Origin of the sequence: Streptomyces cavernicola, from assembly GCF_029968035.1 — a bacterium.
GTDB lineage: Bacteria > Actinomycetota > Actinomycetes > Streptomycetales > Streptomycetaceae > Streptomyces > Streptomyces cavernicola.
Genome location: NZ_JASCIQ010000013.1, coordinates 71,535 through 84,153, shown reverse-complemented (window position 1 = coordinate 84,153; position 12,619 = coordinate 71,535). Strand labels below are relative to the sequence as shown.

Genomic DNA, 12,619 nt, shown 5'->3' with positions numbered 1-12,619 from the left:
GGTTCGGGTGATCGACGTACCGGAGACGTTCGCCCGAGCCACCGTCGCGCGCGAGGGCGGGCCGGGGGCCGCCTGGATCGCCCGGCTTCCCAAGATCGTCGGCACGCTGTTCGACCGGTGGGGCTGCGCGAGGGACGGCGCGGTGCTGCACGGGGGCGTCGGGGTCGTCGTTCCGGTGCGGACGCGCGCCGGGGCCGCCGCCGTCCTGAAGGTGTCGTTCCCGCATCCCGGCAACGTCCACGAGCCGGACGCCTTCGCCGCCTGGGACGGGCGCGGGGCCGTCCGCCTGTACGAGCGGGACGACGACCGGTTCGCACTGCTCCTCGAACGGGTCCGGACGGCCACGCTCGCGGAAGTCGGGGACGACGACGAGGTGGTGACGGTCGCGGGCCGGATCAGCCGCAGGCTCGCCGTCCCCGCGCCGCCGGGACTGCCCCGGCTGCAGGACCAGGCAGCCGCATGGGAGGGGCAACTGCACCTGGACCACGCCGAGTTGGCGCACGGCCTGTCGTCCCGCGCGCTGGCCGCCGCCGTCGCCACCGTCCGCGAACTGGCCGCGTCCCAGCCGGACGTCCTGGTCCACGGCGACCTCCACCCGCGCAACATCCTGCGCGCCGACCGCGAGCCCTGGCTGGCCGTGGACCCCAAGGGGCAGGTCGGCGACCCGGCCTACGACGGCGGCACGCTCCTCAAGTCGCGGGCGCTCGCCCTTCTGGAGGCGGCCGACCCGCGGCGGGCCGCACTGCGCTCCCTCGCCGTGTTCGCGGAGGCCGCAGAGCTCGATCGGGTACGCGTCCGCCGCTGGGCCCAACTCCACGTCGTCCAGGCCGTGTTCTGGGGGCGTCGGCACGGTTTCGGGGTGGCGCGCGGCGGCCCGGACCTGCACCGGCTCACGGCCTTCGCCGAGCACTTCGCGGAACTGCTCACCGACTGAGCAGCCGACCGCCAAAGGCCGCACCAGAACGAAGCCCCCGACACACCCCTTCACATTTCAGGCACAACACGCATCTATCGTTCACATCGGATAAGCTCCCCATGCCCCGCAGGAAACGCCACAAGAAGCCCCACATGAAACACCACAAGGGGCACGCTCACGCCTCGGGGGTGTGAGCGCGCCCCTCACCGGCGCGGTGCCGTACAGGTCGGGTCGAGGGGTTCTCCCTCCGGCCAGGCGACGTCGACGAAGTCGAGTTTCTGGTCCGTGCGCCACTTCGGGTCGAGCCGTACGCGGTGCACGGCCTTGTTGAAGGCGTTGCCCTGGTTGTCGAGGCAGATCCAGCCCGTCGTGCCCTTGATCTTGTTGACGCTCTTCAACTGGTGCCAGCCGCTGGCGACTTCGTCGAGGCGCGGGATGCGTTTGCCGCCCTCGGCCTGGCGGCGGATGTTGGTGACGGCCGTGCGCGTCGCGTCGTAGATCGTCATCAGGCGGGAGTCCTCGAGGTCGGCGTCCTTCAGGCCGGCCGCGGCCGACCTGAGGTGCTTCATCTCGGTGCGGGCGTCCTCGGCCTCCGGGGCCTTGCTGTTCGCCCACGCTTCGGGGTGGCCCACGGCCGCGTACTCGACGGTGACGCGTGCCAGCGCCTGGCGCCACTCGTCGAGGTCGCCGCGCGGTACGTACGAGTCGACCGTCGAGGCCCCGGAGCCGGTGATGACACGGAAGCTGTTCTTCGTCCTCGCGCACGGCTGGCTGCCCAACTCCAGTACGAGCATCCGGAGTTGGGGCGGCCGTCCGGCGAAGTAGATGTCCTTCGCGCCGGACTGGCAGATGTTCTGGGCGATGTTCTCGAAGTCTCCGGCGAGGCTCGGGTCGTCGTCGGAGCCGCCGGACGAGCGGTACTGCTCCGACTCCAGGGCGCCGCTCGGCCGCTTCTCGTTGAACGCATCGCGCAGCGTGTCCACGTAGCTGTCGCCCGGCCTGGTGTCCTCGACCAGGAACACGTTGGCGTCGTCGGGCAGGCTCGCGAGCACCTCGGCCTGGTCCTCGTTGGGCGGGACGATCCGGGCGAGCCCCGGCATGGTCAGGTCGGAGGCGGTGATGGGGCCGCCGACGACGGGAATGCCCAGGTCGCCGGTCAGGTGCTCGATCGCCTTCTTGGTGTTCTCCTCGCTCATGTCGAAGCCCACGACGGCCCGCAGGTTGTCCTCCTTCGACTTCGCCATCTCGTCCAACTCCTCGGCCACCGCCGCGTATTGGGCGCTGCCGAGTCCCGGGTTGGCGAGGACGAGGCGGACGGCGGGCGAGCCCCGGTCGTTCATCCGGCGCTGCGCGAGGTACGCGCCCTGCACCTCGTGCCGTATCTGGTCCCGGACGGCGGCCTTGCGGTTGGGGTCGGTCTCGTCGGTGGTCATGGGGATGAGCAGGGCGACGGTGACATACGGGAGGCTGCCCCGGGTGACGCGGCGGTTCTCCTTCGCAATGGCCGCCGAGACGTCGTCGAGCTCGCCGAAGACGAAGCCGCCGTCGCTGACCCCGGTGCACTCGTCGGCGGGCCCGCGCTCCCAGATCCGGTCGGCGCAGCGCTGCGTCACGTACCGGATCGAGCCCCAGCCGGAGCCGAGCGCCAGATAGCCGCAGAGCGCGAGGACGACGGCCCCGACCGCGCACCGGACGAGGACGCGCCGGTCGCGCCACCACGGCACGGGGTCGGGTGCGGGGCGGGGCAGGGCGCCGCGCCGGTCGGGCCGGTCCCGCTCGGGCGATCCGGACATCACCACGGCTCCTTGTCGTAGGACTGGATGCGCTGGTGCAACGGGAGTCCCCGCAGGTGCGGGACGTCCTCGCCGATCTGCTGCAGCTGCTCGGCGATCTCCGTGCGCAGCCGCGCCGTCGGGTCCCACAGCGGGTCCGACCAGAGGGCGGCGTACGGGTCGGTCGGCGGATGGACGGTGAGCCGGCCGGCGATCAGGAGCCGGGCGACGGGGAGTTGCCCGGCGGGGACGCGGTTGCCGAGGCGTTCCACGGCGGCCTCGTACTCCTCCATGCCGTCGTCGGGGGCGGTGAGGCGGGGGTGCGGGGCGCGCTGCACCCACGACAGGGCCCGGCACCACTCGGCCATGTCGACGCCGCCGTCCTTGACGTCTTCGAGCAGCCCGTGCAGGTAGCGGGTCGCGGCGGGCACGTCGCCGAGGGCCAGGTGGTGGTAGGCGGCGTCCCGTCCGCGCATCGCATCGCGCAGCCGTCGGTGCGCTCCGGCCCACGTCCCGGCCTCGGCGCCGTCCTCGCTGCGGGCGAGGCGCTGCAGCAGATGGCGGCGGGCGATCGGCGGCACGGTGAGGACGCTGCCGCCGTCCAGGTCCGTGACGTCGAAGCGCAGCTCGTCCCCGATCAACTCCGTGACCTGGTACAGGAGATGGTTCTGGCGGCCCCACAACGCGTCGGCCGCCAGGGCCTGTACGGGCACGGCCGCGGCGGCCACACGCGGCAGCCGGGTCCGGACGGCTCCCGGTACATCGCCGAAGCAGCGCTCGTACGCCTCCTCGGCGACCGAGGGCCGGTGCGGGTCGAGGGTGAACATCTTCCGCAGCCGGTCGACGATGCTCAACTCGTCCTCGAACAGCGGGAGTTGCCTGAGCACGGCGGCTGTGGCGAAGGGCTGTCCGCCGGTGAGGTCGTGCACGATCCGGGCCAGCCACTCCGCCGGGCGGCGCACCCCCGGCGGCGGCAGCTCCGCGAGGAGCGGCCGGCACTGCTCGGCCACCTCGGCGCGGCTCAGCGGCCGCAGTTGGGCGACGCGCACATGCGGTTTGCCGCGCACCTCCAGCGGCTCGAAACGCTCCTCCTCGCCGCCGCCGTACGGGTCCGGCTCAGGTGCGCGTTCCGCATACGTCGACCAGCACGTCAGGAGGCGGCCCGCCGGGACGTCGAGGGGTTCGACGAGGCGGGGGCGGCTGCGCGCCGCGGCGACGACGACCAGCGGGTCGCCGTCCTCCGGGCCGCCCCTGCGGGCGGTGCGCAGCGTGTCGAGGAAGGCCTGGCCGCGGTCGTCGTCGGCGTTGTCGAGCAGCAACAGGCAGCGCAGCGTGCGCAGTTCGCTGCCCTTCGCCGTGTCGTAGGCGCGGCGCAGGTCGTCGAGGAAGGCGCGCAGGAGCACTTCCTGGGCGCGCCGCCGCTGCCGCTCGTCGCCGTGCTGCAGCCCGTGGCTGAGGCCGACGAGGAAGTCCTCGGGGGACGCGGGGGCGTTGACGTGCCGGGCGAGGGCGCGCCGGACCCGGTGTTCCTGCAGGCGGCGCATGCCTTCGGAGAGGAACGGCAGGGCGGCGAGCCCCCAGGCGGGCATGCCGGCGAGCGAGCCGAGCTTCTCGGCGAGCGACAGGAACAGGTCGAGGGACTGCTCGCGGCCGCGCCCCGCATCGAGCGCGGCGCTCAGCTCCGTGAGGGCGGCGTCCCGGTCGGCCTGGTCGGTGCGCACGGCGAGCGCGAGGCGCAGCGCCGCGTACGCGGGGAGTTGCATGGGCGGCAACCCCGGTACCTCGGCGCTGAGTTGGAAGGCGATGCGGGCCAGGACGTCCGCGGGGTCGCGCACACCGTCCGGGAGCCCGGCGCAGTCGACGTGGGCGACGTACGTGTTGGCGGCGCGCTCCTCGAACGCAGCGAGCAGGCTGGTCTTGCCGCTGCCCCGGCCGCCGAGCAGCACGTGGACGTCCCGCTGGTGCCGCCGCCCGTTCGCGGCCACGAGCTGCCGGGTGAACCAGTCGTCGAGGACCAGGTCACGCCCGGACGCCCCCGCCCACTCCTCGTACGCCACCGGGCCTCGGCCTCCCTCTGCGTCGGAGAGGCTTCATCGTCGTACCAACTGCACCACGAGGCAACCCGGTTGATCGGGTCGCGCCCGGACGTTCCGTCCGCCGGTCGCGGACCCGCCGCCGACGAAGATCGACAGCTGTGCAGAATGGTCCGTATGCCGAAAAACAGCGTCACGACCGAGGCGACGTTCGACGACGCCGAAGCGATCAGCCGCACCCTGGCCCTCGCCTTCGACGACGACCCGATGATGCGCTGGTTCTTCCCCGAGGACAGCACCCGCGAGGCAGGCCTGCGCCGCTACTTCCACACCCTCTTCACCCGGCAGTACGGCCTGCACGGCGTGTGTGAGCGCACGGACGCCGCGGCCGCGTTCTGGGTGCCGCCCGAGGGGCAGGAGAAGGCCGTGCCGGACGCGGAGACCGTCCAGGAGCTGCAGGACATCCTCGGCGACCGCGCTGAGGCGTTCCGCACCGCCGTCGAGGCAGCGGGCGAGCACACGCCGAAGGAGCCGCACTGGTACCTCGCCGTCGTCGGCGCCGCCCCGTCCGCCCACGGTCAGGGGCACGGCGCCGCCCTCCTCCGCTCCGGCCTCGCCCAGGCTGACGCGGCGGGCCTGCCGGTCTACCTGGAGTCCTCGAAGCCGGACAACCTGCCGTTCTACGAACACTTCGGCTTCGAAACCCTCGGCGAGGGCCAACTCCCGGGCGGGGGCCCGACGTTGTGGTCGATGCGCCGCGCAGCACGTACTGCCACGGACGCCTGAGCACGCCCCGCGCCTGGGACCACTTCGCCCGCTGCCCGGCGGAGGGCACGGGGCTCGGACCGGGGCCGTTCTGGCGGGGCCGGTCCGAGTCCCGTTCACACACGGCTGCAGGCGCGGGTGGGGTGAATCGTTACTTCCAGATCTCCGCGACCCATTCGGGGTGATCGATGAACGGGTTCCGGTTGTGCTGGATGTCGTCGAAGATGACCTGGTTGCGGCGCTTCTCGAAGTCGTTCGGCGGGTCCTCGTCGTTCCACTGCTTGAGGACCGAGAGCCGGCCGATGGCGGGCGCGGAGCCGTTGTTCACCTCGTCGTTGGGCTCCAGGTCGGCGAAGCCGTCCTCGCCGTCGTAGCGCACGGCCATGTAGAGGATCATGCGGGCGACGTCGCCCTTGACCTGGTCGCGCGGCTCGAAGGAGTCGTCGTCGGTGAAGTTGCCCGGCGCCTCGGAGAGTTCCTCGCCGCCGTTGTCGAAGTCCTTGCTGCCGCGCGTGCTGTTGACCGACACGTCGGTGGGGCGCAGGTGGTGCACGTCGGTGCCCGGCCCCGTGGAGGTGCCGAAGTCGCCGTGGGACTTGGCCCAGACGTGCTCGCGGTTCCACTGGTCGGGGTCGCCGCCGTTGGTGTCCTTGGCCTGGGAGCGGCCGGTGTAGAGCAGGATCACGTTGGACGTGTCGGCCGGGTCCTCGTCGGTCTTCTTGAGGGCGTCCCAGACCTGGTCGTACGAGAGCTTGGTCTGGTCGCTGATGATCGTGTGCAGCGCGGCCTTCAACTCGGGGCCGGTCTTGCCGATCGCGTCCTTGTAGTACGTGTCGTCCAGAGCCTGGACCGGGGTGCGGGCGCCGGCGTCGGCGGACCCGCTGTCGGTGGCGAAGGCCACGGAAGGTACGGCTATCGAGGCCACGGCGGCTGCGACGAGCAGCGGGCGGCGCCAGCGGCGGCGTGCGGAATGAGCGGACATGTCGTGGGGGTTGTCCTCTCCCAACTCGGCAACGTTGCTTCGGTCACCAACACTCGTCCCCCGTATCGGAGTTGACGAAGCATCGGCCCCCGAACCCTGCCACGCCGCCCGCGTTCCGGGGTAGCCGCGACATATCTGTTCCATGCCGAACGCGTAAACACCCCTTCCCGTGCTTGCGGGCCGGGCCTCGCCCGGTGTAGTTACTCGGCTCAACCACCCGTCAGGCGTGGGGACTTGACCCTGCACCGCGGTGCAGGGTCCACGGTGGCCTGCATGACCACACAGCACAGCAGCGACGACACCGACCTCCACCGCACGCCCGACGCCGTCCGCGTCGGCGCGTACTACGACCTGGTGGTGGCCCTCCCGTTCACCACTCCCTGGACCGCGGGACTCGCGCTCGACGCCGTCCGCTCCGCCCACACCGCGCTCGGCCTGCCCGGCGGGCCTCCGCCCGCGTTCGGGCCCGAACACCTGCTCTTCGTCACGTTCTTCGGCGTGCTCGTGACGATGTGGGCGGTGGTGCGGCTCGTACGGGCCGACGCCGTGACCGGGATCGCGGACACCGTGGGGCGGGCCGCGTTCGCCCTGCTCATGACGACCGCCCTGGCCGCCGGGGCGACCCCTGTGCTCGGGATGTTCCTCGTCCTCGAACTCGGCTTCCTTGTGGCGCAGGCCCGGCAGTTGACACGGTCGCGGCGCCCCCGTACACGTACCAGCTCGCACCCTTCCCGCAACCTCACCAGCGCCCGCACCCGCACCCGCACCCGTAATCAGGAGAAGGTCAGCCCGTGAATTCCGCCGACGCCGCCCGCGCCGCCGACGTACCGCAGAGCACTTTGCGCTACTACGAGCGGCGCGGCTTCCTCTCGCCCGCGCGCGACCCGCACTCCGGGTACCGGCGGTACACGGCCGCGGACGTGCGCCGGGTGCGATTCGTGCAGCGGGCACAGCAGTTGGGGTTCGGGATGGGCGACGTGGCCGCGTTCCTGGCGCTCGCGCGGGACGGTGCGGTGCCGGCCACGCGGCTGCGTACGGTCGTCGACGCCAAGCTGCACGACCTGGACGCGCGCATCGCCGACCTCACCAGGATGCGGACGGCGCTCGCCGCGCTCGCCGACGGCGACGGGGGCGACGGGGGCGACGGGGCGTGTGCGTGCCCGGTCGAGGCGGCGCTCGTGGGAGGCGGGGCTGAGGCGCTCGTCGGGGACGGGGCGGGGGTGTCGTAGCCGCCACTATGCTGGCCGGTCCTGCCGCGTGGGCGGGGTGTGTCAGCAGGAGTCGGCCGGTCGGGGGAGAAAATGGCGGACGTCCGCGTGCTCGCGGGTCGGTACGAGCTCGGTGAGCTGCTCGGGCGCGGCGGCATGGGCGAGGTGTGGGCGGCCTGGGACCCGGTGGTGCACCGCCGGGTGGCCGTGAAGCTGATGCGGCTCGGCGAGGGCATGGCCGAGGAGGAACGGCTGTTCCTGCGCGAGGCACAGACCGCGGGCGGGCTCAGCCACCCCGGCGTCGTGACCGTGCACGACCTGGGCCGGGACGGGGACGGCACCCTCTACCTCGTGATGGAGCTCGTCGGCGGCCGCGACCTCGGCAAGGTGCTGCGCGAGGAGGGCCCGCCCGCCGTGGCGACGGCCGTCGAGTGGGCCGCCCAGGCCGCCGCCGCGCTCGCCGCCGCCCATGAGGCGGGCGTCGTCCACCGCGACCTCAAGCCCGCCAACCTGATGCTCACGCGGGACGGCACCGTGAAGATCCTCGACTTCGGCATCGCCCGCTTCGCCACGACGACGACCACCGCGAGCCAGGTCGTCGGCACCCTCGCGTACATGCCCCCGGAACGCCTCCTGGGGCAGCCGAGCGACGCCCGCGGCGACCTGTACGCGCTCGGCTGCGTCCTGTCCGAACTCCTCACCGGGGAACCGCCGTTCGCGCACGTGGAGGCGCCCGCGCTGATGTTCGCGCAGGTCCACACCGAGCCCACACCGCCCGGCGCCACGCGCAGCGGCGTATGGGCCGGCCTCGACGCCCTGGTCGCCGAGCTCCTCGCCAAGTCCCCGCGGGACAGGCCCGCCACGGCACAGGAGGTGGCGGCGCGGCTGCGGTCACTGGGGGCCGCGCCGGACCAGCGGACCGAGCCAAACCAGCGGGCAGAGCCGGACCAGCAGCCCCTGGCAGACCGTCCGCCCCTGCCGGACCGACCCACCGTGCCGGACCAACCGACCGAGCCGGACCCACACCCGGTGGCCGCCCCTCCCCCAGCCTCGCCCGCGCGCCCCGTGCCGCCGACGCGTCGGCGGGCCCTGGCCGTGGGCGCCGGTGCGGTTCTCGCGGCGGCCGGCGTCACGACGTACGCGCTGAGCACCCGGAAGGAGCCCGGCGGCACCGAGGAGAAGCCGGGCGGTCAACTCCTCGCCCGGCTGCGGGATCGCGGCGCCGTCACGCTCGGCATCGCGGGTGAACGCCCCTTCGGCTACCTGAAGAACGGCAGGCCCACGGGTGCGGGGCCCGCGGTCGCCGCCCGGATCTTCGAGCGCCTCGGCGTGCCCGAGATCAAGGCTCGGCAGGTGGCGTTCGACGCGCTGGTCCCCGCGGTCGTGGCCGGTGAGATCCAGGTCGTCGCCGCTGGTCTCTTCATCACCCCGGAGCGCTGCGGAAAGGTCCTCTTCGCCGATCCCGACCACGAGTTGAAGGACGGCTTCCTGCTCCGCTCCGGCAAGGTGCGCGACCCCGCGTCGCTCACGTCGTACGACGCTCTCGTACGACTCCAGCGCGACGGCCTCAAGGTCGCCTGCCTCACGGACAGTCAGCTCATGCAGTACGCGACGAAGGACGAGGTCGAGGGACTCCTGCCCGTGCCCGACGCCGCGGCGGCGCTGTCCGCGCTGAACTCGGGCCGTGCGGACGCGTTCGTGGGCACGCATCTCATGGTCCGCGACCTGGCGAAGGGCGACACGCGCCTCGAGGCGAGCGCTCCGGTGCAGCCGGTCGTCGACGGCAAGGCCGTGCACAACGCGGGCGCCTTCGCCTTCGCGCGCACGGAGAAGGAGCTGCGGGACGCGTTCAACGTCGAGCTGCGCCGGCTGAAGAAGAGCGGCGAACTCCTGCGCGTGGTCGAGCCGTTCGGGTTCAGCGAGGCGGAGATGACCGACCTCACGGCCCGGGACCTGTGCGATTAAAGCCGGATTGCATCCACCGTGTGGTCCTCGGCCGATCCTGCAACCGTGAGGGTCCTCCAGCGCCTCTCATGCGGTGCCGTCGACGACGGCGCCCCGTAGCGAAGGAGAGCGTTGTGCACACGATGACTACCCCTCACGTAGCCGACTCGACGTTCCGCACCTGGCCGCAGGACGACTTCCTCCTCCCGCCGCCGAACCCGGCGCACCGCCTGGACGCCACGACCGCCGCGCCCGCGTCCCGCTCGGCCTCCGCGTCCCCCGCGCCCTCGGCCTGGTCCGCCTGGTCCGCCTCGTCCGACGCGCCCACGGTCCCGTGCATGCCCGCCGTGCCGGTGCCCTGCGGCCTCTCCGTTCCCTCGGCGAGCTCGGCGGACTCGGCGGACTCGACGAACCCCGAGGCTCCGGCGGCCTCGGTGCTCGACCCGCGCGATCTGCGCCGCATCGAGCTCAACGCGGCGCTCACCGCCGCCGGGATCGCACCGCTGCCCGGCGACCGCGAGGCCATCGACCAGCTCAGCGCCCTCCCGCACAGCGTCCACGAGGCACTGCACCGCTGGCTGACGTCCTGACCGCCGGGGCGGTACGGGTGCCTGGCGCCCCCTCTCAGCGGTGGTGCACGGACGCCACGCTGTACAGATGCGGGTCGAAGTGCTCCGCGACGGCGGCCGCCTGGCGCATGTGCACCTGCGCCCCAGGGTCGTCGAGCATCGCGCGGAACGCCGACTCGGACTCCCACTGGGCGTAGTTGACGACCCGCGTGCCGTCGTCCGACACGTGGATGTTGGCCGCGACAAAGCCCGGCATGTGCTGCATGACCTCCTCCGTGGCGTGCACGAGCAGGTCGACCAGCTCCTGCTGCCGGCCCGGGTCGACGGTGAAGACATTGATGAGCGTGGCCACCGGCGCACCGGCCGCGATCGTGGTGACGGCGAGTCCATCTGCACTGTGACTGGCGGGAGTTGAGGACATGGGCGGCCCTTTCCAGTAGGGAAGCTGCACGAGGAACCTTGAGTAAGGAACCTTACATATACGGCCGGCCTGTGTAAGGTTCCTTACATGAACCAGGTCCAGGAAGCCGTCGGCCGCCGCATCGGCTATCTCGTCAAGCAGGTCGACCAGGCGTTCCGCAGGGCATGCGAGGAGCGGCTGCGCGGCCAGGGTCTGTCCATGGCGCAGTACGCCCTGCTGCGCGCCCTGGCCGACGCCCCCGGCGCACCGGCCGCCGAACTGGCCCGCCGTACCTTCGTCACCCGGCAGTCGCTGCGCGGGGTGCTCGCCGGCATCGAGGCGGCGGGGCTCGTGACCGTCGCCGCACAGGCCACGTCGGGCCGGGCTCTGCCCGTCACGCTGACCGCCGAGGGACGGGCGCTGCTCGACCGGGCCGACCGGATCGTCCTCGACGTGGAGGAACGGATGATCGCGGACCTGCCGTCCGACGACGTAGGCCGGCTCGCGACCCTGCTCGCGGACTGCGCGCGCAAGTTGACGTGACGGAGGCGGCGGCCCGCAGACAGCGACCGTGCCCGGCGCGCGCGGCCCGGCCAGGTCCACGACAAGCACGGCCATCTCCGTTGTCAGAGCCGCCGGTTAGGCTCGGCGGCACGATGAGCAATCACCTCGCGCCCCTGGAGCCGAAGGCCGACAAGGCAGCCGTGCGGCGGCACAACCTGAGCCTTGTGCTGCGTTCCGTGCATGACGAGGGCGAGACGACCCGGGCGGCCGTCGCCGCGCGCTCGGGCCTGACCCGGGCGGCCGTGTCCTCGCTGGTCGAGCAGTTGCTCGGGGGCGGGTTCCTCAGCGAGTCCGGCAAGTCGTTCAGCGGCCAGGCCGGGCGCCCCGGCACGGTCCTGAAGGTGGCGCGGACGGGTCCCGCCGGGGTGGGCGTGGAGATCAACGTCGACTGCACGACGGTCTGCGTGGTCGACCTCTCCGGCGTCGACCGCGTCCGCCTCACCGAGCACCACGACAACCGGGGCGCGCCGCCCGCCGACGTGCTCGCCAGGGCCGCGCGGATCACGGCGCGCGCCCTGGAGTCGGCGGCCGCGCAGGAGTTGCACCCGGCCGGTGCGCATCTGGCGCTGCCCGGTCTGGTGTCCGGCGGGACCGTGCGGCAGGCCCCGAACCTGGGCTGGACCCAGGTGCGCGCGGCTGAGCTCTTCGAACAGGCCCTGTCCGACGTGCAGTTGGACGAACCGGTCGGCACACAAGGCCGCCCCAGATCCAGGGACGCGTCGCACCCGGCACTCCTCCCGATGCCGGTGAGCTCAGGCAACGAGGCGGACGCGGCAGCCCTGGCCGAGCTGTGGTTCGGCGGCCGCACCGACACCGGCGGGCGCGGGCTGCGCACCTTCCTGTATCTGACGGGCGAGATCGGCATCGGCGGCGCGCTCGTAGTCGACGGTGAACTGCTGCCCGGCGCCCACGGGTTCGCGGGCGAGATCGGGCACACGGTCGTGGATGAGGACGGCCCGCTGTGCCGCTGCGGCTCGCACGGCTGCCTGGAGCAGTACGCAGGCCAGGCGGCGCTGCTGCGCGCCGCCGGTCTCCCCGAGGACGCGGGCCCGCCGGGCGTCACGGACCTGGAGCGCAGAGCGCGCGACGGCGACGAGTCCGCCCTGGCCGCCCTCACCGCCGCGGGGCGCACGCTCGGCCTGGTCCTCGCCAACGCGGTGAACCTCATCGACCCGGACGCGATCGTGCTCGGCGGCGCCTACCGCCCGCTCCTGCCCTGGCTCGGCCCGCCGATCGCCGAGCGCCTGGCGCGGCGCGTGGTGTCCGGCCTGTGGTCCGAGGGCAGCGGCCGCCTGCACGCCTCGTCCGCGGCCGGCGACGCGGCCCGAGGCTCGGCGGCCCTCGTCGTACGGGACGTCCTCGCGGACCCGCTGGCGTACGCGGAACGGACGGCGCGGCCCTGAACCGCCGTACGCCTGCGAGGAGTTGCCCGCCCGCCCACGAACCGCCCACCCACGAACCGCCTA

General features: G+C 72.9%; 12 protein-coding genes. 8 read left to right on the top strand and 4 right to left on the bottom strand.

The genetic code is table 11. The annotated features are described in order from the left end of the window. The first annotated feature begins 7 nt into the window (after window positions 1–7). Window positions 8–934, top strand: coding sequence for an aminoglycoside phosphotransferase family protein (locus QIS96_RS14505; protein WP_282542965.1), 927 nt, complete (start codon window positions 8–10; stop codon window positions 932–934). A gap of 185 nt (window positions 935–1,119) precedes the next feature. Here QIS96_RS14505 and QIS96_RS14500 read toward each other — a convergent pair whose 3' ends face one another. After that, complete coding sequence (locus tag QIS96_RS14500; RefSeq protein ID WP_282542964.1) at window positions 1,120–2,709, bottom strand: ABC transporter substrate-binding protein; 1,590 nt, start codon at window positions 2,707–2,709, stop codon at window positions 1,120–1,122. Further along, window positions 2,709–4,745 carry a hypothetical protein gene (locus QIS96_RS14495; protein WP_282542963.1) on the bottom strand — a complete coding sequence of 679 codons (2,037 nt, stop codon included), beginning with the start codon at window positions 4,743–4,745 and terminating at the stop codon, window positions 2,709–2,711. The genes QIS96_RS14500 and QIS96_RS14495 overlap by 1 nt, the downstream gene beginning before the upstream one ends. A gap of 144 nt (window positions 4,746–4,889) precedes the next feature. Here QIS96_RS14495 and QIS96_RS14490 point away from each other — a divergent pair, with 144 nt between their 5' ends. Next, window positions 4,890–5,507: a GNAT family N-acetyltransferase gene (locus tag QIS96_RS14490; protein ID WP_282542962.1), complete on the top strand. Its 618-nt coding sequence runs from the start codon at window positions 4,890–4,892 to the stop codon at window positions 5,505–5,507. Window positions 5,508–5,637: 130 nt separating this feature from the next. Here the strand turns inward: QIS96_RS14490 and QIS96_RS14485 are convergent, their stop codons facing one another. After that, window positions 5,638–6,468, bottom strand: coding sequence for an endonuclease I family protein (locus tag QIS96_RS14485; RefSeq protein ID WP_282542961.1), 831 nt, complete (start codon window positions 6,466–6,468; stop codon window positions 5,638–5,640). Window positions 6,469–6,741: 273 nt separating this feature from the next. Between QIS96_RS14485 and QIS96_RS14480 the strand changes: the two genes are divergently transcribed. The 4 genes from QIS96_RS14480 (at window position 6,742) to QIS96_RS14465 (ending at window position 10,210) form a co-directional block, all read left to right on the top strand. Continuing rightward, entirely contained in the window at window positions 6,742–7,263 is a 522-nt protein-coding gene (locus tag QIS96_RS14480) for a hypothetical protein (RefSeq protein WP_282542960.1), read from the top strand. Further along, the gene (locus QIS96_RS14475; protein ID WP_282542959.1) at window positions 7,260–7,697 is read left to right on the top strand and encodes a MerR family transcriptional regulator; all 438 of its coding nucleotides are present in this window, start codon (window positions 7,260–7,262) and stop codon (window positions 7,695–7,697) included. The genes QIS96_RS14480 and QIS96_RS14475 overlap by 4 nt, the downstream gene beginning before the upstream one ends. A gap of 72 nt (window positions 7,698–7,769) precedes the next feature. Continuing rightward, complete coding sequence (locus QIS96_RS14470) at window positions 7,770–9,641, top strand: serine/threonine-protein kinase (protein WP_282542958.1); 1,872 nt, start codon at window positions 7,770–7,772, stop codon at window positions 9,639–9,641. A gap of 113 nt (window positions 9,642–9,754) precedes the next feature. Beyond that, on the top strand, window positions 9,755–10,210 hold the full coding sequence (locus QIS96_RS14465) for a hypothetical protein (protein ID WP_408907186.1): 456 nt from the start codon (window positions 9,755–9,757) through the stop codon (window positions 10,208–10,210). A gap of 34 nt (window positions 10,211–10,244) precedes the next feature. Here the strand turns inward: QIS96_RS14465 and QIS96_RS14460 are convergent, their stop codons facing one another. Continuing rightward, window positions 10,245–10,610, bottom strand: a complete 366-nt coding sequence (locus QIS96_RS14460; protein WP_282542957.1) for an antibiotic biosynthesis monooxygenase family protein — start codon at window positions 10,608–10,610, stop codon at window positions 10,245–10,247. A gap of 87 nt (window positions 10,611–10,697) precedes the next feature. On the opposite strand from QIS96_RS14460, the gene QIS96_RS14455 reads away from it, so the two are divergent. Next, entirely contained in the window at window positions 10,698–11,132 is a 435-nt protein-coding gene (locus QIS96_RS14455; RefSeq protein WP_282542956.1) for a MarR family winged helix-turn-helix transcriptional regulator, read from the top strand. A gap of 113 nt (window positions 11,133–11,245) precedes the next feature. Further along, window positions 11,246–12,556: an ROK family protein gene (locus QIS96_RS14450; RefSeq protein ID WP_282542955.1), complete on the top strand. Its 1,311-nt coding sequence runs from the start codon at window positions 11,246–11,248 to the stop codon at window positions 12,554–12,556. The last annotated feature ends 63 nt before the right edge of the window (window positions 12,557–12,619 follow it).